The sequence below is a fragment of the Propioniciclava sp. MC1683 genome, assembly GCF_014164675.1.
In the GTDB taxonomy this organism is placed as follows: domain Bacteria; phylum Actinomycetota; class Actinomycetes; order Propionibacteriales; family Propionibacteriaceae; genus Propioniciclava.
Genome location: NZ_JACJFX010000013.1, coordinates 55,901 through 77,693, shown reverse-complemented (window position 1 = coordinate 77,693; position 21,793 = coordinate 55,901). Strand labels below are relative to the sequence as shown.

The 21,793-nt window shown below is 72.5% G+C and carries 27 protein-coding genes and 3 pseudogenes; 12 read left to right on the top strand and 18 right to left on the bottom strand.

The window, feature by feature from the left end:
* Positions 1-163: 163 nt before the first annotated feature.
* Positions 164-766 carry a CE1759 family FMN reductase gene (locus H5397_RS09855; RefSeq protein WP_182817042.1) on the top strand — a complete coding sequence of 201 codons (603 nt, stop codon included), beginning with the start codon at positions 164-166 and terminating at the stop codon, positions 764-766.
* A gap of 156 nt (positions 767-922) precedes the next feature.
* Here H5397_RS09855 and H5397_RS09850 read toward each other — a convergent pair whose 3' ends face one another.
* From H5397_RS09850 to H5397_RS09830, 5 genes are all read right to left on the bottom strand, one after another.
* Positions 923-2,110, bottom strand: a complete 1,188-nt coding sequence (locus H5397_RS09850; RefSeq protein WP_182817040.1) for an NAD(P)/FAD-dependent oxidoreductase — start codon at positions 2,108-2,110, stop codon at positions 923-925.
* 115 nt (positions 2,111-2,225) lie between these two features.
* The gene (locus H5397_RS09845; protein ID WP_208091083.1) at positions 2,226-2,576 is read right to left on the bottom strand and encodes a hypothetical protein; all 351 of its coding nucleotides are present in this window, start codon (positions 2,574-2,576) and stop codon (positions 2,226-2,228) included.
* Positions 2,577-2,711: 135 nt separating this feature from the next.
* Positions 2,712-3,668 carry a nitronate monooxygenase family protein gene (locus H5397_RS09840; RefSeq protein ID WP_182817039.1) on the bottom strand — a complete coding sequence of 319 codons (957 nt, stop codon included), beginning with the start codon at positions 3,666-3,668 and terminating at the stop codon, positions 2,712-2,714.
* Positions 3,669-3,686: 18 nt separating this feature from the next.
* Positions 3,687-4,316, bottom strand: coding sequence for a class I SAM-dependent methyltransferase (locus tag H5397_RS09835; RefSeq protein ID WP_182817037.1), 630 nt, complete (start codon positions 4,314-4,316; stop codon positions 3,687-3,689).
* The gene (locus H5397_RS09830; protein WP_182817035.1) at positions 4,309-4,848 is read right to left on the bottom strand and encodes a hypothetical protein; all 540 of its coding nucleotides are present in this window, start codon (positions 4,846-4,848) and stop codon (positions 4,309-4,311) included. The genes H5397_RS09835 and H5397_RS09830 overlap by 8 nt, the downstream gene beginning before the upstream one ends.
* A gap of 67 nt (positions 4,849-4,915) precedes the next feature.
* Here H5397_RS09830 and H5397_RS09825 point away from each other — a divergent pair, with 67 nt between their 5' ends.
* From H5397_RS09825 to H5397_RS09810, 4 genes are all read left to right on the top strand, one after another.
* Complete coding sequence (locus tag H5397_RS09825; protein ID WP_182817033.1) at positions 4,916-5,341, top strand: ChaB family protein; 426 nt, start codon at positions 4,916-4,918, stop codon at positions 5,339-5,341.
* Positions 5,342-5,398: 57 nt separating this feature from the next.
* Complete coding sequence (mgrA, locus tag H5397_RS09820) at positions 5,399-6,430, top strand: L-glyceraldehyde 3-phosphate reductase (protein WP_182817031.1); 1,032 nt, start codon at positions 5,399-5,401, stop codon at positions 6,428-6,430.
* Positions 6,431-6,491: 61 nt separating this feature from the next.
* Entirely contained in the window at positions 6,492-6,974 is a 483-nt protein-coding gene (locus H5397_RS09815) for a phospholipase D family protein (RefSeq protein ID WP_182817029.1), read from the top strand.
* A 106-nt stretch (positions 6,975-7,080) separates the two neighbouring features.
* Positions 7,081-7,479, top strand: coding sequence for a hypothetical protein (locus H5397_RS09810; RefSeq protein ID WP_182817027.1), 399 nt, complete (start codon positions 7,081-7,083; stop codon positions 7,477-7,479).
* A gap of 72 nt (positions 7,480-7,551) precedes the next feature.
* Here the strand turns inward: H5397_RS09810 and H5397_RS09805 are convergent, their stop codons facing one another.
* Together H5397_RS09805 and H5397_RS09800 are read right to left on the bottom strand one after the other, a co-directional pair.
* Entirely contained in the window at positions 7,552-7,773 is a 222-nt protein-coding gene (locus H5397_RS09805; protein ID WP_182817026.1) for a hypothetical protein, read from the bottom strand.
* 5 nt (positions 7,774-7,778) lie between these two features.
* Positions 7,779-8,132, bottom strand: a complete 354-nt coding sequence (locus H5397_RS09800) for an SHOCT domain-containing protein (protein WP_182817024.1) — start codon at positions 8,130-8,132, stop codon at positions 7,779-7,781.
* 144 nt (positions 8,133-8,276) lie between these two features.
* Between H5397_RS09800 and H5397_RS09795 the strand changes: the two genes are divergently transcribed.
* Both H5397_RS09795 and H5397_RS09790 read left to right on the top strand, forming a co-directional pair.
* The gene (locus H5397_RS09795) at positions 8,277-9,455 is read left to right on the top strand and encodes a sensor histidine kinase (RefSeq protein ID WP_182817023.1); all 1,179 of its coding nucleotides are present in this window, start codon (positions 8,277-8,279) and stop codon (positions 9,453-9,455) included.
* Complete coding sequence (locus H5397_RS09790) at positions 9,452-10,114, top strand: response regulator transcription factor (protein ID WP_309224329.1); 663 nt, start codon at positions 9,452-9,454, stop codon at positions 10,112-10,114. Before H5397_RS09795 ends, H5397_RS09790 begins: the two co-directional genes overlap by 4 nt.
* A gap of 4 nt (positions 10,115-10,118) precedes the next feature.
* Here the strand turns inward: H5397_RS09790 and H5397_RS19150 are convergent.
* The 3 pseudogenes from H5397_RS19150 to H5397_RS19140 form a co-directional block, all read right to left on the bottom strand.
* A pseudogene (locus tag H5397_RS19150) lies at positions 10,119-10,670 on the bottom strand (AAA family ATPase); the annotation flags it as partial.
* Between the two features lie 68 nt (positions 10,671-10,738).
* Positions 10,739-10,885, bottom strand: a pseudogene (locus H5397_RS19145) (hypothetical protein); the annotation flags it as partial.
* 91 nt (positions 10,886-10,976) lie between these two features.
* Positions 10,977-11,450, bottom strand: a pseudogene (locus H5397_RS19140) (MFS transporter); the annotation flags it as partial.
* A 158-nt stretch (positions 11,451-11,608) separates the two neighbouring features.
* Between H5397_RS19140 and H5397_RS09780 the strand changes: the two are divergent.
* Positions 11,609-12,274: an SIMPL domain-containing protein gene (locus H5397_RS09780; RefSeq protein WP_182817021.1), complete on the top strand. Its 666-nt coding sequence runs from the start codon at positions 11,609-11,611 to the stop codon at positions 12,272-12,274.
* A 55-nt stretch (positions 12,275-12,329) separates the two neighbouring features.
* Entirely contained in the window at positions 12,330-12,680 is a 351-nt protein-coding gene (locus H5397_RS09775) for a GNAT family N-acetyltransferase (protein WP_182817019.1), read from the top strand.
* A 19-nt stretch (positions 12,681-12,699) separates the two neighbouring features.
* Here the strand turns inward: H5397_RS09775 and H5397_RS09770 are convergent, their stop codons facing one another.
* Entirely contained in the window at positions 12,700-13,860 is a 1,161-nt protein-coding gene (locus tag H5397_RS09770; RefSeq protein ID WP_182817017.1) for an acyl-CoA dehydrogenase family protein, read from the bottom strand.
* 93 nt (positions 13,861-13,953) lie between these two features.
* Complete coding sequence (locus tag H5397_RS09765) at positions 13,954-14,820, bottom strand: exodeoxyribonuclease III (protein ID WP_182817015.1); 867 nt, start codon at positions 14,818-14,820, stop codon at positions 13,954-13,956.
* A gap of 95 nt (positions 14,821-14,915) precedes the next feature.
* Here H5397_RS09765 and H5397_RS09760 point away from each other — a divergent pair, with 95 nt between their 5' ends.
* Positions 14,916-15,257, top strand: coding sequence for a carboxymuconolactone decarboxylase family protein (locus tag H5397_RS09760; RefSeq protein ID WP_182817013.1), 342 nt, complete (start codon positions 14,916-14,918; stop codon positions 15,255-15,257).
* 46 nt (positions 15,258-15,303) lie between these two features.
* The gene (locus H5397_RS09755; protein WP_182817011.1) at positions 15,304-15,708 is read left to right on the top strand and encodes a DUF2237 family protein; all 405 of its coding nucleotides are present in this window, start codon (positions 15,304-15,306) and stop codon (positions 15,706-15,708) included.
* Between the two features lie 47 nt (positions 15,709-15,755).
* Here the strand turns inward: H5397_RS09755 and H5397_RS09750 are convergent, their stop codons facing one another.
* Complete coding sequence (locus H5397_RS09750; protein WP_182817009.1) at positions 15,756-16,070, bottom strand: antitoxin; 315 nt, start codon at positions 16,068-16,070, stop codon at positions 15,756-15,758.
* 542 nt (positions 16,071-16,612) lie between these two features.
* Here H5397_RS09750 and H5397_RS18245 point away from each other — a divergent pair.
* On the top strand, positions 16,613-16,738 hold the full coding sequence (locus tag H5397_RS18245) for a hypothetical protein (RefSeq protein ID WP_255438781.1): 126 nt from the start codon (positions 16,613-16,615) through the stop codon (positions 16,736-16,738).
* A 94-nt stretch (positions 16,739-16,832) separates the two neighbouring features.
* On the opposite strand, the gene fumC is transcribed toward H5397_RS18245, so the two are convergent.
* The 5 genes from fumC to denD all read right to left on the bottom strand — a co-directional run bounded on the left by fumC (position 16,833) and on the right by denD (position 21,668).
* On the bottom strand, positions 16,833-18,227 hold the full coding sequence (gene fumC / locus H5397_RS09745) for a class II fumarate hydratase (protein ID WP_182817007.1): 1,395 nt from the start codon (positions 18,225-18,227) through the stop codon (positions 16,833-16,835).
* Positions 18,227-18,553 carry a 4a-hydroxytetrahydrobiopterin dehydratase gene (locus tag H5397_RS09740; RefSeq protein WP_182817005.1) on the bottom strand — a complete coding sequence of 109 codons (327 nt, stop codon included), beginning with the start codon at positions 18,551-18,553 and terminating at the stop codon, positions 18,227-18,229. Before H5397_RS09740 ends, fumC begins: the two co-directional genes overlap by 1 nt.
* A 94-nt stretch (positions 18,554-18,647) precedes the next feature.
* Positions 18,648-19,256 carry an aldolase gene (locus H5397_RS09735; protein ID WP_220492157.1) on the bottom strand — a complete coding sequence of 203 codons (609 nt, stop codon included), beginning with the start codon at positions 19,254-19,256 and terminating at the stop codon, positions 18,648-18,650.
* 25 nt (positions 19,257-19,281) lie between these two features.
* Positions 19,282-20,691, bottom strand: a complete 1,410-nt coding sequence (locus H5397_RS09730) for a GntP family permease (RefSeq protein ID WP_131167869.1) — start codon at positions 20,689-20,691, stop codon at positions 19,282-19,284.
* Between the two features lie 11 nt (positions 20,692-20,702).
* Positions 20,703-21,668, bottom strand: coding sequence for a D-erythronate dehydrogenase (denD, locus tag H5397_RS09725; RefSeq protein ID WP_131167868.1), 966 nt, complete (start codon positions 21,666-21,668; stop codon positions 20,703-20,705).
* Positions 21,669-21,793 lie beyond the last annotated feature (125 nt).

The following is a 21,793-nucleotide window of genomic DNA, read 5'->3' as shown; positions in this document are numbered from 1 at the left end:
TACGCCGAGGGCCGCCCCGCGCACATCCCGGAGGCGCCGACCCACGCGTCGCTGGTCGAGAAGGCCCGCGTCGCCGGCACGCTGACCGAGCACCGCACCGTGGGCGTCGACGACGTCACGGGCCAGTCGCCCTACGAGGCCGCCCTGAAGGGAGCCAACTGACATGTCCCACCTCCTCGTCATCAGCGCCGGCATGGGGACGCCGTCCAGCTCCCGCATGCTCGGCGACCGCCTCGCCGAGGCCACCGTCAAGGCCATGACCGCCGCAGGCACCCCGACGCCGGAGGTCAAGGTCCTCGAGCTGCGCGACCTCGCGGTCGACCTGGCCACCTACTACTCCTCGCACGTGCCCAACAAGGCGCTGCAGGAGGCGTTCGGCCTGGTCGGCACGGCGTCCGGCGTCATCGCGGTCAGCCCGGTGCTGAACGCGGGCGTGAGCGGCCTGTTCAAGCTGTTCTTCGACCTGCTGGACGAGGGCGTGCTCAAGGGGCGTCCGGTGCTCATGGCCGCCACCGGAGGGACGGCCCGGCACAGCCTGGCGATCGACCAGACCATGCTGCCGATGTTCTTCTACCTGAAGGCCGCCGTCGCGCCGACCGGCGTGTTCGCCGCCACCGACGACTGGGGCACCAAGGAGTCGGGCCTCGCGCGCCGCGTCCAACGCGCCGGGACCGAGTTCACCGAGCTCATCGAGCGCAACCCCGCGGTCGACTACGCTGACGAGTTCGCCAACGTCCCCGACTTCAGCACGCTGCTGAACGGCTGACTTTCGGTCGGTATCCACGCCCGACCCCCCGGGTGTGCACTTCGAGGCGGCGATCCCATCGCTGTGGCGATAGTTCCGTGAGCTCGAAGTGCACACCGGGTGGGGCCCAAACCGCCTCGGAACGGGCCCTGCCGTAGCCGCCGCAGACTCGGCGCCTCAGGCGAGGATCGCGTCGGCGGACGCCAGGCCGGACGCCAGCGCTCCCTCGGTGGACGCGTTCCCCATCAGGTCGCCACAGATGAGGGTCCGGTCGTCGCGGCGTTCCACGCGGCGGCCCGTGTCGTAGGGCGGGCGGACCGCGGGAACGGTGTGCGGGAGGTCGTGCACGGCGACCACCTCCCAGCCGTCGGTCGGCACCCCGTAGATCTCGGCCAGGTGGCTGCGGACGTCCTGCTCGGAGGCCACGCCCCGCTCGGTGAGCGTGAGCGCGGGAACGAGGTGACGCCCGTCCGGGGCGTAGGAGGGCGCGGCGAGCGAGGTGACGCAGGTGGTGGTGACCGGACCGGTGCGGCGTCCGTCCACGTGGATGCGGGCATCGGACGCCGGAGCTGCGTCGCACGCGAACCAGAATGTCCGCGTGCCGTGCCACTCGACCGACGCGCTGGGCGCGAGGTGCGCACACCCGGGGCCGGCCGCGAGCACCACGCTGCGGGCGGCGAAGGCTCCGCCGTCCGTCCGCACCGTGCCGCTGGCGACCTCGGTCACCGGCGTGTTCAGCCGCACGTCGAGGCCCCGGGCGAGCAGTTCGGGCAGCGCCCTCATACCGCGGGCGGGGACGCCGGGTGTTCCCTGGGCGAACAGGCGCAGGAGCCACGAGACGAACCGGGACGAGGTGGCGCCCTGGTCCTCGCAGATCACGCCGGCGAGGAAGGGCTCGACCACCTCGTCGCGAAGGGGACCGGTGAAGCGAGCGACGTCGAACGCCCGACGGTAGGGCTCATCGACCGCGGCGGCGCGGGCGAAGAATGCCCCCAACCCGGCGGAGCCGAGCGTGACCAGGCCGCTGCTCAGGTCACCGGCCAGGGCGAACGGATCGCGGGTCGGGTCCTTCAGCGTGGACAGGCCGTCGGTGCGGCGGACGGCGATCGCGCGGGGGAAGGGCCGAAGCCCGAGGCGTCCGACCGGCACGACCTCGGCGAGGCTGGGGTACGCCGGATTGAGCACCTGGAAGCCTCGGTCGACGATGAAGCCGTCGACGTCGTCGCTGGTCACCCGCCCGCCGACGCGGTCCGCGGACTCCAGCACGATCACGTCGCGGCCGCGGTCCACGAGGCGCTGCGCGCAGGCCAGGCCGGCCAGTCCGGCGCCGACGACGAGGACATCGCACTCGGTGAACTCGGTCATGGCAGCCTCCCCACGCGTGCCATCGTGGCGTCGAACGGCGCGCGGACGCCTTCGCTGGGGTGGTGCTGGCTGCTCTGCATGGTCCGATCATGCCCTACGGGGCGGGCGGTTCAGGCTACGGGTACTCCTGCCAGCCGGGGCACCAGTACATCGTCTGGAGCCCCAGCCGTTCGGACGCCACGGGCGTCCCGCAGCGCGGGCAGGGGAGGCCGCGTCGCCGGTAGACCGCGTAGCGCTTCGCCCACCGGGGGACGTCTTCGCCGCGGGCGAGCAGGCGCTTCGCCTCGGCGACCTGATCGGGGTGCGCGACTATCCAGCCGGCCCCGAGCCCGACGGCCAGCAGGTCGCCGGCGTCGTCCCAGAGGGCGGCCAGCGTCTCGGCGTCGATGGACGATCCGGGGGTGTGCGGGTCGATCCCTGCGCGCCAGAGCAGTTCGGCGCGGTACACGTTGCCGATGCCGGACACGACCGATCCTGTCGGTGGGGTCCGACGGGGGGCAATGCCTCGCGACCAGGGGGAGGCGCGTCCGACCAGTCGGCCCGGGGCACCAAGCGTCGGTGTGCGTGGGGTCCGGTCAAGGTGGAACCACCTAGGGCCGGATCACTCCGCCACGGGCGCGACCAGGCGGGCCAGGGCCGCGTCGTACTCGGCCTCGAGCCGGTCGACGAGGTCGGCGACCGGCGGCACGTCGGTGATCGCGGCCACCCCGTGTCCCGCGGACCAGACGTCGCGCCACGCCTTCGCGTGCGCCTCGGTCGGGTCGGTGAGGTGGGCGAGGTCGACGCTACCCGGGACGGCGGAGAGGTCGTAGCCGGCCGCCTCCAGCGACGCCCGCAGGAAGTTGGCGGGGATGGTGCTGACCGAGGGGGTGTGCACGATGTCGCCCGAGCCGGCCTCGACGAGCATGTCCTTGTAGCCCTCCGAGGCGCCCGCCTCGGCGGTCGCGATGAAGCGGGTACCCAGGTAGGCCAGGTCGGCGCCCATCGCGCGGGCGGCCAGCACGTCGGCGCCGGTCGAGAGCGCGCCCGCGAGCAGGATCAGCCCGTCGAACCAGTCGCGCACCTCGGCCATCAGGGCGAACGGCGAGATGGTGCCCGCGTGGCCGCCGGCCCCGGCCGAGACGAGGATCAGCCCGTCGACGCCGGCCGCGGCGGCCTTGCGCGCATGGCGTTCGTTGGTGACGTCGTGCAGCACGATGCCGCCCCAGGAGTGCACGGCCTCGACCACCTCGGTCACCGCGCCGAGGGAGGTGATCACGATCGGGACCCGGTGCCTGCCCAGGATCGCCAGGTCGTCGCGCACCCGGGCGTTGGACCCGTGCACGATCAGGTTCACCGCGTGCGGGGCGTCGTCGGGCTCGAGGCGCTCCTCGATGGTGGAGAGCCAACCGTCGAGGTCCTCGGTGGTGCGGAGGTTGAGCGCGGGGAACGACCCCACCACGCCGGCCTTGCAGCAGGCGACCACGAGGTCGGGGTTGGAGACGAGGAACATCGGGGCGGCCACGACGGGCAGCCGGAGTCGGTCGAGCGGGGACGGCAGCGTGCGCGGTTCGGCCATGGGACGCGATTGTGGCAGTCAGGCCGCGGCCGCGCCACGGGCGGGGGTCCGGGCGTGGACCTCCTCCAGGGCGCCGAAGGTCCGCCGGCGGCTGGCGACGACGGGCAGGCCGAGGGCGTCCACGACCAGCCGGGGGCGGCGGGTGAAGTACTCGCCGTGGCTGCGGGCGGTGACGGCGGTCACCGCGTGCTCGAGCGCGAGCACGACGGGGTTGGACGCCGCGACGTGGTCGGCCAGCAGCAGGTCGCCGCCGGGGCGGAGCACCCGCACCATCTCGAGCAGGGCGGCCCGCTCGTCGGGCACCCCACACAGCGCGAAGGTGCACACGACCGCGTCGAAGGAGGCGTCGGCGAACGGGAGGGCCAGCGCGTCCCCCTCGACCAGGGTGACGTCGTACCCGCCCACGCGCACCTTGCGGCGGGCGGCGTCCAGCATCGTCGGGTCGGCGTCCAGGCCGGTCAGCCGGACGCCGTCGGCGTAGTACGGCAGGTTGGCGCCCGTGCCGATCGCGACCTCGAGCACCTCGCCCGACGCGCGGCCGCACACCCACGGCCGGCTGGGCGCGAGGAAGCGGCGTTCGAGGCCGGCGGTGGCGGTGTCGTAGTCGGGCGCGACGCGTTCCCAGGAGGCGCGGGCGCGCTCAGCCATGCCCATGGCGCGCCTCGGTGAGGATGTCCTCGAGCTCGGCCTTGGCCAGCAGCGCGGCCTCGGCGGTGCGCAGCCTCTCCCAGGTCAGGTTCACCGGGCTGCCGGTCCTGTTGCGGCCCTGCACCGACGCCGAGAGCCGCGTGCCGTCGGGCAGGCGCCAGCGCACGTTCGGCATGGCCGTGGTGAAGTTCTGGCCGTGGGCCTCCCCGTGGCGGGCGGTGACGACGGAGGCGACGGCGGCGAGGGCGTCCAGGGGCTCGCCCGGGATCGTCATGGTCTTCTGCGTGGAGAACGTGCCGTCGGCGCGCTGGCCGTGGAGGCGTCCCTTGCAGGCCTGCTCGAAGTCGACCGTGATGGCCTGGGCCCACCAACCGTCGACGCCGTGCTGCTCGACGAGGTGCCTGGCGATCGTGGGGTGGTCCCACGCCATCGCGCCGGCCTCGGTGAGCACGACCCGCCATTCCTCGTGCGTGCGGCCCGTGGCGCGCTGCATCGCCTCGGGGCCCATGTTCTGCTCCAGCGGCCTGGCCATCGTGCTCCCTCGTCAGCCCTCGTCAGATCGGTGGGCCCAGCGTAGGGTCACAGGCGGAGGAGGGGCCATGCCGAAGACCAACAAGGACGGCTCCGCGAAGAAGTCGGAGCTGCCGTCCACCCTCGAGCGCTCGTCGGACCAGGCGCAACGGACCTACGCGCACACCTACGACGCGGCGATCGAGTCCTACGACGGCGACGAGGAACGTGCCCAGCGCACCGCTTGGGCGGCGGTCAAGCACACGCACGAGAAGGTGGGCGACCGCTGGGAGGCCAAGGACGAGCCGGGCCCCTCGGACGAGCGGGCCGAGCGCGGTGGGCCGTCCGGCGGCCAGAGCGCCGGCGGGGTCGACGCCAACGCGACCAAGGAGCACCTGCTCGGCCTGGCCCGCCGGCTCGACGTGAAGGGCCGCTCGCGGATGACCAAGGCCGAACTCGTCGAGGCGCTCCAGAAGGCCAACGAGAAGGCCACCCGCGAGGCGCGCGAGGACTGACCACGCCCGCGGCGTCCGGGTGACAGGATGGAACCCTCAACGACTTGGGGGACCACCATGTACCGACCGGCCGACGACCGCTACGACACCATGCAGTACCGCCCCATCGGGCGGTCGGGCCTGAAGCTGCCCGCGATCAGCCTGGGCCTGTGGCACAACTTCGGCGACGACGTGCCGTTCGAGCGGCAGAAGGCGATCCTCGAGACCGCGTTCGACCGCGGCGTCACCCACTTCGACCTGGCCAACAACTACGGCCCGCCGTACGGCTCGGCCGAGACGAACTTCGGACGCCACCTGCGCGGCTCCTTCGCGGGGTTGCGGGACGAGCTGGTGATCTCGTCCAAGGCCGGGTGGGACATGTGGCCCGGCCCCTACGGCGGCATCGGCGGCACCCGGAAGTACCTCATCGCCTCCTGCGACCAGTCGCTGAAGCGGATGGGGCTCGACTACGTCGACATCTTCTACCACCACCGCCCCGACCCCGACACCCCGCTCGAGGAGACGATCGGGGCGCTCGACCACATCGTCCGGACCGGGCGTGCGCTCTACGTGGGCATCTCGTCGTACTCTCCCGAGCTGACCGCCGAGGCCGCGCGCATCCTGGCCGACCTCGGGACGCCGCTGCTGATCCACCAGCCCTCCTACTCGATGCTCAACCGCTGGGTCGAGGACGGGCTGCTCGACACCCTGGAGTCGGTCGGCGCCGGCTGCATCGCCTTCTCGCCGCTGGCCCAGGGCATGCTCACCTCGCGCTACCTCGACGGCGTGCCCGAGGGCTCGCGGGCCACCCAGGGCAAGTCGCTGGGCGAGAACCTGCTGTCGGACGAGGCCCTCGGCCACATCCGTGCGCTGAACGACATCGCCGCCGGGCGCGGGCAGTCGCTGGCCCAGATGGCGCTGGCGTGGGGGCTGCGTGACGAGCGGGTCACCTCGGTGCTGATCGGCGCCTCGCGGCCCGAGCAGCTGCTCGACAACCTGGGCGCGCTCGACAACCTGACGTTCACCGACTCCGAGCTCGAGGCGATCGACGAGCACGCCGTCAACGGCGGCATCGACCTGTGGCGCGGCGCGCGGCAGAGCAGGAACTGAGGGCGGGGCGTCCGGGTTCGTGGGGGTCGACTGGTTGTCGGGTGAGGAACTGCACCGGCGCGTGATCACCGAGGGGGTGCTGCGCGCCGAGCGGTCGGTGTGGATCGCGACGGCGAACCTCAAGGACATGTACGTGGCCGGGCCGCGCCGCCGTTACCGGCCGGTGCTGGAGGAGTTCGCCCGCATGGCCGCGCGCGGGGTGCAGTTCCGGGTGATCCACGCTGAGGTGCCGTCGCGGGCGTTCCGGGAGAGCTTCGACGCGCTGCCCGGCCTGGTCGAGGGCGGTCTGGAGCTGCAGATCTGCCCGCGCAGCCATTGGAAGATGGTGATCGTCGACGGGCGGCTGGGCTACACCGGGTCGGCGAACTTCACCGGCGCCGGGCTGGGTGCGAAGTCGGAGGCCCGGCGCAACCTCGAGTTCGGCGCGGTCGGCGACGACCCGGCGTTCGTGGCGCGTCTGGAGGAGGAGTTCGACCGGTTCTGGATGGGCGAGCACTGCGACGGCTGCGGCCGGCGCGAGCTGTGCCCCGACCCGATCCGGTAGCCCTCGGGCGGTTGTCCACAGGGTGGCGTGCGGATCTCGTGCGTCCGGGTCGGGCGTGCCCCTAGCGTCGAGGACACGTCCACCACCCACCCCCAGGAGGTACGCCATGCGCTCCCCTGTCCTGTTCCACGTCCTCGTCGCCCTGGTCGCCTGTACGCCCATGGTGGCCCCGGCGGCCCCCGCGCCCCCGGTACCTGTGGCCGGCCTCGCGTCGCCCACCGCACGCGCCGCCCGGGAGAAGCCGTCGGTCCAGCGCCGCCTCACCCGCGCCCGGTTCGACACCCCACCGGGCGGGGTCATGACCACCGAGGTGGGCGCGATCACCGGCAGCGTCGAGGTCTCGCTGGCGGGCAACCGGGTCCGGATCGCCTACACCGGGGCGCTCGACTCCTACACGGTGGCGGGTTCCCGGCGCGGTCGCTCGTTGACCCAGGTGGTCGCCCTCCTGACCCGCGACCCGGGCACCGACGCCGCGGGCAATCCCCTCGCGACTTCGCTCGCGTGATCCCGGTCGGCCGCACACGCCACCGTCCGCCCGGTGCCGGGATGCGGCGCCGGGCGAACGGTTTCGACGGGGTCAGCGGGACTGGAGCAGGCTCAGCCGCTCGTAGTAGTCGTCGACGGTGAAGTCACCGTCGGCGAGGCGGCGGGCCAGGATGCGTTCGGCCTGGTCCGACGGGGACGCCGGCGCGCACAGGGCCGCACGACGGGTGCGCCAGGCCGGGTCCCAGGCGAAGGGGCCGAGGCGCCCGACGCGGGAGAGCACCACCACGAACGCCACCAGGGCGATGATCCACATGGCGCTCACTCCCCCCGGTTCCGGGCCTCGCGCAGCACGGTGGAGCGCTCGAGGTACTCGTCGGGCGTGATGTCACCGGACGCCAACCGCTCGGCCAGCGTCGCCAGCGCCGCCTCCTCGGGCGACTGCTGCGCCCACGGGGGGCGGTGCCCGGCGGCACCGGGGCCGAAGCCGTGGCGGGGGCGGCCCGCCGACCCCTCCTCGCCGGCACGCCGGCGAGGGTCCCAGCGGACGGGCCCGAGGCCACCGCGACGGAAGAACACCTTGAACAGGACGATCCAGAGGATCAGGGCCAGGAGGCCGGGCAGGAAGTGGCCGCCGACGACGGTCACGTGCAGGGGGAGCAGTGCTTCGTTCATGGCTCCATCCAACGCCGGCGGCGCGTCGCGTCCATCGGCCCCGGCGATGAACCTCGACGAGCCCCGCGTACGCATCCCGACGTACCCCGCGATACGTACGCAGACCGATGCCGGCGCCCCCCTCGAGGTCGTAGCCTTCGACGCATGGACCGACGCGTGCGCACCGTGGCCGGGGCCGTCGGCTCGGCGGTCGCGCTCGCGTTCGCCTGGCGCGTGGCCCCCTTCGCCCAGCACTACGGCGATGCGTCGTGGCGCACCGAGCCGACGCCGATGCCCATGGAGCCGCCCCCACCCGAGGCCTACGCGGCCTTCACCGCCCCCGCGGTCGCGTCGATCGCCGCCGTCATGGCGGGCATCCTGCTCCTGCACCGCCGCCCGCTGCCGGGCTTCCTCCTCGGCGTGGCCGGCCTCGTCGCCTACGGCGCGCTCGGCGGCCCCTCCTTCGGCGGGTTCGTGCCGGCACTCGTGCTCTCGCTGGGTCTCGTGCGCGCCCGCGGGCTCAACCGCGCCGCACCGTGGCTACCCCTGCTGCTGGTCGCCCTGTGGGCCACGTGGTGGGACGCCCCGGGCCTCGGCCTGACCGACTGGCGCATGTGGTCCTCGATCGGCACCCAGTTCGCGTGGGTGCTCATCCCCACGCTGCTCGTGGCGCTCGCCATCGGCCGGCGCCAGACCCGGGCCCGCGAGCAGGCCGAGGCGGTCGAGCGCGCGGCGTCCGAGGAGCGGCTGCGGCTGGCCCGCGAGATCCACGACGTCGTCGGCCACTCGCTGTCGATGATCTCCCTGCAGTCCGGCGTCGCCCTGCGCGTGCTGGACGCCGACCCGGGCCAGGCGCGCACCTCGCTCGAGGCGATCCGCACGTCGTCGAAGGACGCCCTCGCCGAACTCCGCCACACCCTCGGCGCCTTCCGCGGCGACGACGCCGGCCCCCTGGCGCCCACGCCCAGCCTCGCCGCGGTCCCGGCGCTGGTCGCCGAGGTCCGGGCCGGGGGCGTCCGGGTCGACCTGGCCCCGCTGCCGGACGCCGCGGGCATCGGCGCCGCCACCCAGGCCGCCGCCTACCGCGTGGTGCAGGAGGCGCTCACGAACGCGATCCGGCACGCGCCGGGCGCGCCCGTGTCCGTCGCCGCCGAGCGGACGCCCCGGGGCCTGGACATCATCGTCACCAACCCGCTGCCCGCGCAGGCCCACCCCGGACCGGAGGGCGGCGGCCTGCGCGGCATGCGCGAGCGGGTCGGGGCGCTCGGCGGCACCCTCGTCGCGGGGCCCGAGGGCGACCACTTCCTCGTCCGTGCCCACCTGCCCACCCGGGAGCGACCGTGACCGACATCACCGTGCTGATCACCGACGACCAGGCCCTGGTCCGGATGGGGCTGCGCGCCCTCGTCGCGGCCGAGCCCGGCCTCACCGTGGTGGGCGAGGCCGCCGACGGCGACGAAGCGGTGGCGGCCGCACGCGCGCACCGGCCCGACGTGGTGCTCATGGACATCCGGATGCCCGGCACCGACGGGCTCACCGCCCTGCGCACCATCGCCGCCGACCCCGACCTGGCCGGCACCCACGTGGTCATGCTGACGACGTTCGAGCTCGACGAGTACGTGTTCGCGGCCCTGGAGGCGGGGGCGTCCGGGTTCCTCGTCAAGGACGCCGACCCCGACGACATCGTGCGCGCCATCCGAGCGGCTGCGTCCGGCGAGGGGCTGCTCTCCCCCACGGTGACGCGCCGGGTGATCAGCACGTTCGCGGGGCAGCGACGCACACCCACGGCGTCCCCCCGTCACCCGGGCCTGGACGACCTCACCGAGCGCGAGCGCGAGGTGCTCGAGCTGGTGGCGGAGGGGTTCAACAACGACGAGCTCGCCGAGCGGCTGTTCATCTCGAAGGCGACGGCGCGCACGCACGTCAGCCACATCCTGCTCAAGCTGGGCGCGCGCGACCGCGCCCAGCTCGTCGTCATCGCCCACCGCAACGGGCTGGCGTGACGCCTCAGCGGTTGGTGCCGAACCTCGTCTCGTAGGCGCGGATGATCATGTCCGCCGCCTCGTCCAGGCTGTAGCGGCCGGTGTTGACCACGACGTCGTAGTTCTCGTCGTCGTTGGGGTTCCAGCCGTAGAGCCGCTGGGACAGCTCGGCGCGGATCAGGTCCTCCTGCTCGCGCCGTTCCTCGGCCACCTCGGCGGTGATGCCGTCCAGCTCGACGGCCCGGCCGACACGGACGTGGGCGGGCGCGTTGAGCCGCACGTGCAGGGCGCCCGGGTGCTGGGCGAGGATCACCGTCGCGTTGCGGCCGAGGATGACGCCACCGGAGCCCACGGCGTCCAGCACCTCGATGGTGTTCTGGGCGGCCAGGTGCCGGTCGGCGGCCTGGTCGGAGCCGAGGTTGAGGTCGGCGTCGGAGACGCCGCGGTTGGCGAGCGACCGGACGAAGCGGTCCCAGCCGGACTCGAGCTCGAGCCCGGTGGTCTCAGCGGCCTCGATGTCGGTCGAGCTGAGCCGCTGCCCGACGTAGGGCACGCCCAGGCGCTCGGCGACCTTGCGGCCGATGGCCTCGTCAGCGGGTAGAAGAAGATGATCAGGCCGGCGATGACGCCCAGGGCGGCCGGCACCCAGCCGGTCGCGATGCGCAGGCCGGTGACCATGCGGTCGAAGCCGGGGTCGCCGGCCTGGATGGCCGCCGAGTAGCCGAACGCCGCGATGATCGGGCCGCCGAGCGCGCCGCCGAGGCCCTGGCCGCACTTGCGGACGAACGACACGATCGAGTACGAGCCGCCCTCGGAGCGGGTGCCCGTCTTCCACTCGCCGGACCTCTTCCATCGGCTGGTCGGCGATGCCCTTGAACTGGGGCGAGATGACCGCCGACAGGGCCACGCCGGTGACGGCCGAGGCGATCGACCGGGCACCCGACAGGCGCGAGCGGTCGAGCGAGTTCTGCGTCATCGCCGCCGACAGCGAGCCGTAGGGGATGTTCACGAAGGAGTACGCGAGCTGGAAGGCCGCGTCGAGCAGGAGCACCCAGACGAACGCCTGGGTCGGGGTCAGGCCGGCGGGGGTGCTGAACAACAGCACCAGCGTGATGGCCAGTGGGGTGGAGCCCCACAGGATCCACGGCCGCAGGCGCCCCCACTTGGTGTTGGCCTTGTCGACCGTGCTGCCGGCGACCAGGTCGGCCACACCGGCCCACACCTTGGTGACGGCGTAGATGGTGCCCGCCGCTGCGGCGGACAGCCCCACGATGTCGGTCATGTAGACCATGAGGAACATCGACGTCATCTGGAACGCGAGGTTGTTGGCGACATCGCCCAGCGCGTAGGAGACCACGCGACCGTTGCTGAGAGTGCCCTTCTGCGTCGTGGCCCTCTGGGGTTCCCTTCGTGAGGCTAATCTGCACGCCAAACCCGGTCCGGCCCCGCCGTGGGGGAACCGCAAAAATTCAACGAATCGGGCTGTTTCCGCCTCACCGATCGAAAGGCCTCGCCATGCAGATCACCGTCGTGGGGAGCCACGCCTGGTCCCTGGCCCCCGAGCGGGGCACCGTGCACCTCCACGTCGACCTCGAGGGCGAGGACCGCGCGGCCACCTCGCGCGCCGCCGCCGAGGTGGTGGACGCCCTCGGCCGCGACCTGCACCGCCTCCGCCAGGCCCATGACGCGCCGCTGACCTGGTACGCCGTGGGGCCGCTGGTCACGCGGTCGTGGCGCCCGTGGCGGCCGGAGGGCCAGCCGCTCGCGCCGCGGTACGGGGCGTCGGCGACCCTGAAGGCGAAGTTCCGCGACTTCACCGCCCTGTCCGAGGTGACCGGCCGCTGGGCCGAGCGCGAGGGCGTCCAGCTCACGCAGGTCGAGTGGGCGCTCACCGACGCCACCCGCACCGCCACCGAGGCGGCCGCGCTCACCCGCGCGGTCGAGGAGGCCCGGGCCCGCGCGCTGGCGATCGCGCAGGCGGCGGGCTGGTCGGACGTCGAGCTGGAGGAGGTCGCCGACCCGGGTCTGCTGGTCGCCCCGCCGGGCGTCGGCCCGGCCCCGATGGCGGCCGGCGCGCTGCGCAGCATGGCGTTCAAGGACGAGTCCGCGGGCGGGGGCGTGGCTCCCGAGGACGTGCGCGGCGAGGCCGTCGTGCACGCGCGGTTCCGGGCGACACGGTAGCGTCCCCGGCCGTCAGGACGTGGTCGGGGACGGGGGTGCCGGGTTAGGCTGGGTCATGGACACGTTCGACGGCTACTCCGTGGTGGACAACCCCGAACGCCGCCGCTTCGAGGTGCGGAGGGGTCGCCGTGTCCTGGGCTGGGCCGCCTACGAGCAGACCGCCGAGCTGCTCGTCTTCACCCACACCGAGGTCCAGCCGCGCTGGGAGCACCACGGCATCGGCAGCCTGCTGGTGCGCACCACCCTCGACCACGCCCGCCGCATCGGCGTGCAGGTGCTTCCGATGTGCCCCTTCGTGCGGGGCTGGATCGAACGGCACCCCGACTACGCCGACCTCGTCTACCACCCACCGCACGCCGCCGCCCCGCCGGCCAGCCCGGGGACGGCCGACGACGCGGTCGTCTGACCCGGACGCGGGTCGGGGCTCAGCGGGAGACCGGGCCCAGCACGACGTTCGCCCAGGCGCCGTGGAGCGACTCCTGGTCGGACGGCTGGAACAGCCCGGCCAGCACGTCGCGGTACAGGCGCGACAGCTCGTGGGAGTTCGAGTACGACGACCCGCCGCACGCCCGGATCGCCTGGTCGACGGCGTGCCGGGACGCCTCGGCCGCGGCGTTCTTGCACCCGCTGAGCCTCGGCAGCCACAGCATGCCGTGGTCGCGGCCCTCGTCGAGCTCGCGCGCAACGAGGGTGACCTCGGCGTGCGCGGAATTCATGCGGATCGCCGCATCGGCCAGACGCCAGCGGATGTCGGGGTCGTTGGCGTAGACGTCGTCGTTCTTCACCGAGCGGCGCTTCTTCACGTGCGCCGCGGCGACCTCGATGGCGCGGTCGCCCAGGCCCAGGTAGGTGGCGGCCAGCAGCGCCTCGAAGTGGCTGAAGATGCCGAAGATGATCGGCTCCAGGCTCGGGCCGGGCGCGACGACCTGCAGGACGCGGTCGGCCGGGGCCGGGGCGCCCGTCAGCTTCGTCGAGTTCGACTGGGTGCCGCGCATGCCGAGGGTGTCCCAGTCGTCGGCGACCTCGAAGCCGCCGGCGTCCCGGGTGAGGATCGCGAAGACGTTGCGCGCGGCGTCCGGGTCGGTGCGGTCGGCGCCGAAGGTGAGCAGGCGCGTCCAGACCGGGGCGAGGGAGGTGAAGACCTTCTGGCCGTGGAACGTGTAGCCGCCGGCGCCGTCGGGGCGGGCCTCGGTGATCGACCCGAACAGGACCAGGTCGTTGCCCGGCTCGCTGATCGCGAACCCGAACACCTCGCCGGCGGCGGCCTCACGGAGGATGGTCTCCCCCGCCGTGCGGCTCGCCGGCTCGGTCGCGTGGGCCGCGAGGTGGCGGCCGACACCCACGATGATCTGGTGCATGTTGATGCCCAGCGCCGTCGCGGGGGACGCCTTGGCGAGCCGGGTCTGCTCGGCGCAGACCTCCTCCACCGTGAGGCCTGCCCCGCCGAACTCGGTCGGGACGAACGCGGCGAGGTAGCCGGCGGCGCGCAGGTCGGCCAGGTCAGCGTCCGGGAAGGTGTTGGCGGCGTCGACCTCGGCGGCACGCGCGTGGATCGCGGTGAGGAGGTCGTCGGGCAGGAAGGTCATGGTGTTCCTCTCGTCGTCCCCGCCACCTTAGGCTGCCCGCGTGGCCCTCGACTCCTCCCGCCCCGACCGCCGCGGCCGGGCTGGGGCCGCGGTTCAGGCGTCCCGTGACCCCTGCGGGAGCGTGACGCGGCCCCGCGGCCGGGCCGGGCGCGACGGTGGCGGCACGACGGGGCCGATGTCGCCGTCGGGGGCCAGGTCGAGGTCGACGATGACCGGGGCGTGGTCGGAGGGCAGCTTGCCCTTGCGCGCCTCGCGGTCGACCCAGGCCGCCTTGGCCCGGGCGGCGACGGGGGCCGAGGCCAGGATGAGGTCGATGCGCATGCCGAGGTCCTGGTGGAACATGCCGGCGCGGTAGTCCCAGTAGGAGAACACCCGCTCGTCGGGCCAGCGTTCGCGCAGGACGTCTACGAGGCCGAACGCGGCCACGGCGTCCCGCTCGGGCGGGGTCACGTGCGTGTGCCCGACGTAGGCGGCGGGGTCGAAGACGTCGGCGTCCGCGGGAGCGATGTTGATGTCGCCGCACAGCGCCACGTCGTCGGGCCCGGCGGCGACGGCGGCGCGGAGGGCGTCCAGCCAGGTGAGCTTGTAGGCGTAGTGGTCGGACGCCACCTCGCGCCCGTTCGGCACGTACAGCGAGTGCACCCGGACGCCCCCGCAGGTCGCGCTGATCGCCCGCGCCTCGGCGCGGCCGTCGTAGTCGGGCTGGCCGGGGAAGCCGCGCTCGACGTCGTCGAGCCCGACCCGGGAGAGCAGGGCGACGCCGTTCCACTGCCCCTGGCCGTGGTGGGCGAAGGTGTAGCCGCGCTCGGCGAGGGGGTCGGCCAGCAGGGTGGCGAACGCCTCGTCGGTCAGCTTGGTCTCCTGCAGGCAGACCACGTCCGGACGCCGCTGCTCCAGCCACGGCAGGAGCCGGGGCACGCGTTGCTTGACGGAGTTGACGTTCCAAGTGGCGATCCTCACGCAGCGAGGTTACCCGTGTGCGAATGTTCTCGTCAGAAGCATGAGAGGCTGGAACCACGGCGGCGACAACGCCGTCCTACGAGAGGAGTTCTTCCATGTCCAGCCACGCCGAGAGTCGCGCCTGCTTCTACAGGAACCTCGAATCGATGGCGGGGATCGCACCCGAGGCCGTCCAGGCCTTCATGGGCCTGCACCAGGCCACCATGGCGCCCAAGGCACTCGACACGAAGACCAAGGAGCTGATCGCCCTGGCCATCGCGATCGCGGTGCACTGCGACATCTGCATCGACTGCCACGTCCACGACGCCATCGAGGCCGGCGTCTCGCGCGAGGAGGTCGCCGACGTCATCGCGGTGGCCATCCTGATGGGCGGCGGCCCGTCGGTCGCGTACTCCACGAAGGTGCTCGAGGCGTTCGACGAGTACACCGGCGCCTGATCCGGGCGGGGTGGGCGATGATGGAGCCCCCACCGGAGGAGGATCCATGGCGTTCACCCCGTCGCTGGCCGCGAACGTGCTCGGCGAGCCCCTCGAGGCGTGCGGCTTCGACCCCGTCACCGGGTTCTTCCGCGACGGCGCCTGCCACACCTCGCCCGAGGACCTCGGCAGCCACACCATCTGCGCGGTGATGACCGCCGACTTCCTCGCCCACCAGCGCGAACTGGGCAACGACCTGGTCACCCCGAGGCCGGAGTACGGCTTCCCCGGGCTGCGGCCGGGCGACCGGTGGTGCGTCGTGGCGTTCCGGTGGCTGCAGTCCGCGGCGGTCGACCGGGCGGCGCCGGTGGTGCTGGCGTCCACGCACCTGCGCACGCTCGAGGTCGTCGACCTGGCATTCCTGCAGCGCTGGGCGGTCGACGTCCCCGACGACCCCAGCTCCTTGATGTGAACAGCCCGCGTGACCGAGGGGTCACGCGGGCTGTCGCACCTGTCCGGTCAGGACGCCGGCGGCCCCTGCGGGTCGGCCGGCGGCGGGGTCTGCTCCGGCGGGATCTGCATCTCGGGGTCGGCCGGTGCGGCCGGGTCCTGCGGCAGCGGGTTGTTGGTGTTGTTGGGCAGGCCGAGCTGGCCCTCGACCCAGTCGCCGGCCTGGTCGACCTGCGCGGAGTACTTGCCGCCGGTCTTCTGGTCGACGAAGTCCTCGACCTTGTCGATGAAGCTGCGGGCCTGGTCCGGGTTCTGCTGGGCGTAGTCCTTCGCCTTGTCGACGTACTCGCCGGCGTTGCCGAACTGCTGGGGCTGGTCGGTCATCCGATGGTCCTTCCCTGGACTTCAGGTCATCCCCACCGTGGCCGGTGGAGGTGGCCCACGCTAGCGGGCACCCGCCCCGAACGGAATGGGCCAACCCATTTCAGCAGCCGGGTTGACACTCCCCGCACCACGGGATTACATTTCTGCCACGGCATTTCTCGCCGATTCTCGAACCATGAAAGGTGGTGGTCACCGATGATGATCCGCATCAAGGCCCTCGGCGCCGACACGACGTTCGCCCTCGCCGCGACCGCCTCCTCGGTTCGGCTGCTCCCCCGAGGTTGAGCGCACACCACGCCTGACAAGGGCCCCCACGCGGGGCCTGCCCGCCTGCGAGCACCGCTCCAGGGGGTGCGTGGCTGACGCGCCGCCGACGGCAGCGTCCCTGATCCACGCCTCGCGCCGACCGCCTGGTCGCCGCTCTTCGAGGGAATCCATCCATCGCTCGATTCGCCGCACGCATTTGCATGCCATTCCTCGTGCGCGGTTTCGCCATTTCCGTCACGCTTTTTCAGCGACCCCTTTTGGAGGGAGGTTCCACCATGCACTGGTTCGCCATCGTGCTCAGCGCGCTGCACCGATTCATCGCCGGGGCACGGGACGTCCCGGCCCACGGGATGCTCGAGCGCGTCCACCCCGAGGCCCTGTGGCTGCTGCGCAACCGGTAGTGCCACACGCCCGCCCACCCCCACCTGCGTTTCCGGGTGGCAGGACCCCAAGGATCCTTGGGGTCCTGCCACCCGGAAATGCATCTGCCGAGGCTCAGCCCTCCGACGGGTGCGTCATGTCCATGGGGACCACCCAGGCGTCGAACTGCTCCTCGGTGAGCTTGCCCGACCGCAGCGCGGCCTCGCGGAGGGTCGAGCCGGTGGCGTTGGCGTCCTTGGCGATGGCTGCGGCGGCGTCGTAGCCGATGTGGCGGTTCAGCGCCGTGACCAGCATGAGGTTCGAGGCGAGGTTGGCCTCGATCCGCTCGGTGTTGGGCTCCAGGCCCGACACGCAGTGCTCGTCGAACGACGCGGACGCGTCGGCGATCAGCCGGATCGACTCCAGCACCGCGTGCGCCATCACCGGCTTGAACACGTTGAGCTGGAAGTTGCCCTGCGAACCCGCGAAGGCGACCGTGGCGTCGTTGCCGAACACGCGTGCCACCACCATCGTCACCGCCTCGGACTGGGTGGGGTTCACCTTGCCCGGCATGATCGAGGACCCCGGCTCATTCTCGGGGATCCGCAGCTCGCCGATGCCGTTGCGCGGCCCCGAGGCGTACCAGCGCACGTCGTTGGCGATCTTCATCAGCGCGCCCGCCAGCGTCCGCAGCGACGCCGACACCTCGACCAGCGAGTCGTGGGCCGAGAGGGCGGCGAACAGGTTGTCGGCCTGCCGGAATTCCAGCCCGGTCTCCGCCGAGATCTTCTCGGCGGCGCGGCGTCCGAACTCGGGGTGGGCGTTGAGGCCGGTGCCGACCGCGGTGCCGCCGATGGCCAGGTTCCGGGCCCGGGCGTCCGCCGTACGCACCCCCTCGAGCGCGAAGTCGAGCTGGGCGACCCACCCGCCGATCACCTGGCCGAGCGTCACGGGGGTGGCGTCCTGCAGGTGGGTGCGGCCGACCATCACCACGTCGGCGTACTCGGACGCCTTGGCCGCCAGCGTGGCGCGCAACGCCTCGACCGGGGCGTAGAGCCGCCCGTTGAGCTCGGAGACGACCGCGATGTGCATCGCCGTCGGGAACGTGTCGTTGCTCGACTGCCCGCGGTTGACGTGGTCGTTGGGATGCACCGGGTCCTTGGAGCCGCGCTCGCCGCCGGCCAGTTCGATGGCGCGGTTGCTGACCACCTCGTTGACGTTCATGTTCGACTGCGTGCCCGACCCCGTCTGGAACACCACCAGTGGAAAGTGCTCGTCGAGGTCGCCGGCGATCACCTCGTCGGCCGCGCGCACGATCAGGTCGGCGACGTCGCCGGGCAGCTCGCCGAGCTCGCCGTTGGCCTGGGCGGCGGCCTTCTTGAGCACGCCGAGCGCCCGCACCATGGCCCGGCCCCACACGAAGGTGTCGCGGCCGATGTCGAAGTTGCCGATCGAGCGCTGCGTCTGCGCGCCCCAGTAGGCGTCGCCGGGCACCTCGATGGTGCCCATGCTGTCCTTCTCGGTCCTCATCAGGACTCCTCCTCCTCGCGGTCGGGGTCGGCCTTCGCACCGAGCGTACGTGCGGCCCGCGAGATGGCCCGGGCCAGCTGGGCGTCGCGCCGGCTCAGCCCACCCACGTCGTGGGAGGTGAGCGCCACATCGACGTGGTCGTAGCGCAGGTCGACGTCGGGGTGGTGGTTGGCGTCGTCGGCGTCCCGGCCGATCGCGACGACGAGGTCGACGCCGGTCGCGAACGACCCGGTGTGGAAGCGGGCGCTGGCCACGTCATCGGCCACCCGCCAGTCGGCGACACCCTCCTGCGCGGTGAACTCGTCAGCGGTGATGGAATCCTTCATGCCTCATCATCCGTCGCCGGGGCGGTTTGGCCAAGGGGCCCGGGGCAGATGCCCCGGGCCCCTCGGCTCGACTGTCGCAGGAACACCTGCACGCTCAGAGCAGTTCAGCGACCTGCTCGGCGTCCAGCGTGCGCGGTTGACTGCCCCGCAACAGCAGGGCCAACTGCGCGGTCACCTCGAGCTCCTCGGCCGCGTTGACCGCCGCCACCAGCGACGACCCGGCGACCAGGCTCCCGTGGTGGGCGAGGATGACCGCCGGGCCGCGCCGTGCGGCGTCCCGGATCTCGTCGACGACGTCGGCGCTGCCCGGGCGGAAGTACGGCACGACCGGGACGTCGGCCCCCACCCGCATGACGAAGTAGGGCGTCAACGGCGGGATCAGGGGCTCACCCGGCACCCACAGGCAGCTCAGCGCCGTCACGTGGGTGGAGTGGAGGTGGACCAGCGCGCCGGTGTCGGGACGCGCCTCGTACACCGCCTTGTGCATCGGGATCTCCTTGGAGGGGGGATCCCCCGCCGTGTGGACGAAGTCCTCGTCCAGCACCGACAGGCGGGCCGGGTCGAGGCGTCCGAGCGACGAGTTCGTCGGGGTCATCAGGTACCCGCCGGGGATGCGCACGCTGATGTTGCCGGCGCTGCCCACCGAGTACCCCCGGTCGAACAGGCTCCCGGCCAGCGCCACGACCTGGTCACGGGTGTCCATGTTGTCCATAGGTCCTCCACACCACTCACATGAAGATATCGGCCACGAGGATGGCCACGAGCGAAGTGGCCCAAGCCACCGTCGTCGGCATCGACCAGGTCAGCAGCTGGTGCTTGACCTCCTTGACCCCCAGCATGCGGTTCACGACCCAGAACAGCGAGTCGTTGAAGTAGCTGAAGATCATGGCGCCCAGGGTGGCGGCCTGCGCGGCCAGCACCATGTTCACGTCGGGGATCTGCGCCAGGATCGGCGCGGACAGCGACGCGGACGTGATGATGGCAACCGTGCCCGACCCCTGCACCAGGCGCACCATGGTGGCGATGAAGAACGGGATCAGGATCGACGGCAGCGGCAGGCCCGCGACCCACTCGCCGATGTACTGGCCCACGCCGCTGTCGCGGAGCACGGCCCCGAGCGCGCCACCGGCACCGGTGACGAGCAGGATGATGCCCGCGGTCTCGATGCCCTTCTCCATGGTCTCGACCGTGTCGTGCCGGTTCGTGCCCCGGGTGAGGCCGTAGATGGCGATGATCACACCGAGCCCGACCGCGATGACCGGGTTGCCGATGAAGGACGTCGTCGCGACGACCCAGTCCGGCAGCGCACCCTCGTTGACGCCGGCCCAGGCGGCCACACCGGTGTTGAGGAAGATGAGCAGGATCGGCGCGACGATCGGCAGCATCGAGAGGAACAGCGAGGGCAGTTCCTTCTCGCGCTCGGCCGCCAGCTCGTTGAACTCCGCCAGCGCCTCGGACGCCGAGACCAGCGGCTCGCCGGTGTCGACCTCGATCATCTTCTCGATGCGGGGGCCCATCACCCGGGCGTACAGGGTGACGGTGATCAGGGCGGGGATGGTCAGGATCACGCCCCACAGGATCATGTCGCCGACCGGCACGCCGTAGATGCCCGCGGCACCCAGCGGGCCGGGGGTCGGCGGAACCGCGTGGTGGGTCAGCACCATGCCGCCGGCCAGCGCGATGCCCAGGGTGAGCACCGAGCGGTTCGCGCTGCGGGCCAGCGCCTTGACCAGCGGGTTGAGGATGACGAAGGCGCTGTCGACGAAGATCGGGATCGAGATGATGTAGCCCGCACCCGCCAGCGCCCACTCCTCCTTGCGCTTGCCCAGCCAGCGGATCATCGACAGGGCCAGGCGCTCGGCGGCGCCCGACACCTCGAGGATCGCGCCCATCATCACGCCGAAGCCGACCACCAGGCCGATCGTCGACAGCGTCGAGCCGAAGCCCGTCGTGATGGACTTGATGGCCGCATCAGGGGCCATGCCGGCGCTCAGCGCGGCGATGGACGCCGCGACGACGAGCGCGATGAGCGCGTGCACCTTCGTGCGCAGCACCAGGAAGATCAGGACCGCGATCGCGATGACCAGGCCGATGATGGCGGTCGGTCCGACCACGGGGGTCTCCAACAGGGTCAGCATGACGACTCCCCTCAGGCCTGCGGTGCGAACTCGTCGCGGTACTGGCGGACGGCGTCGGTGAACGAGGCGTCCCGGACGAAGCCGAGGGCCAGCGGGCGCTCGACGTCGAAGTCACCGGGCCAGGAGCAGACGATGTCCATGATCCGGGCGTCCTCCTCGTGGCTGACCAGGGCGCGGGCCTCAGCGCCGCCGACCTCGGTGAGGGCGTCCAGCATCGCACCGACGGTGACGGTGACGCCGGGCACGTTGATGGTGCGCCACTGACCCAGGTCGTCGCCGTCGACGACGAAGGCGTGCACCAGGTTGGCGACCGCGGCGTCCGGCGACGACAGCCACATGCGGGTGTCGAGCGGCACCGGGCAGGTGGACGGCTCGCCGTTCAGCGGCTCGCGAATGATGCCGCTGGCGAACGAGGACGCCGCGGAGTTGGGCTGGCCGGGGCGCACCGAGATCGTCGGCAGGCGCAGGACGCGACCGTCGACGAAGCCCTTGCGGGAGTACTCGTTGACGAGCAGCTCGCCGATGGCCTTGAGCGCGCCGTAGGTCGACTCGGGCCGGGTGGCGAGCGTCTCGGGGACGACGTCGGGCATCGTGCCCCCGAAGACGGCCAGCGAGCTGGTGAAGACGAAGCGCGGCTTCGTCCCGCCGGCGCGGCAGGCCTCGAGGAGCGTGCGGGTGCCGTCGACGTTGACCTGCATGGACAGGTCGAAGTCCACCTCGGAGCCGCCGCTGAGCACGGCCGCCAGGTGGTAGACGCCGACGGTGTCGTCGCCGACGACCTCGCGCAACAGCTCGGGGTCGGCGATGTCGCCCACGCGGGAGACCACGCGCGGGTCCTCGACGGGGCAGGGGGCGAGGTCGAGGGAGACGACCTCGTCGAAGGCGACCGGGAGCGAACCCCGGTCCTGGGCAGCCAGGAGCTGCCGGATGACGCGGCTGCCGAGGAATCCGGCGCCGCCGGTGACGATGACCTTCATCGAGCACCATCCTTTCGGTGGGTTGACCGGCACGAGGGCGCGCCGGGGTCTGATGGGGGGTGGGAACTGGGGGTTGGGGGCGGGTCAGGGAGCCGGGCCCGGCGGGCCGCGCTCAGCGGGCCGGG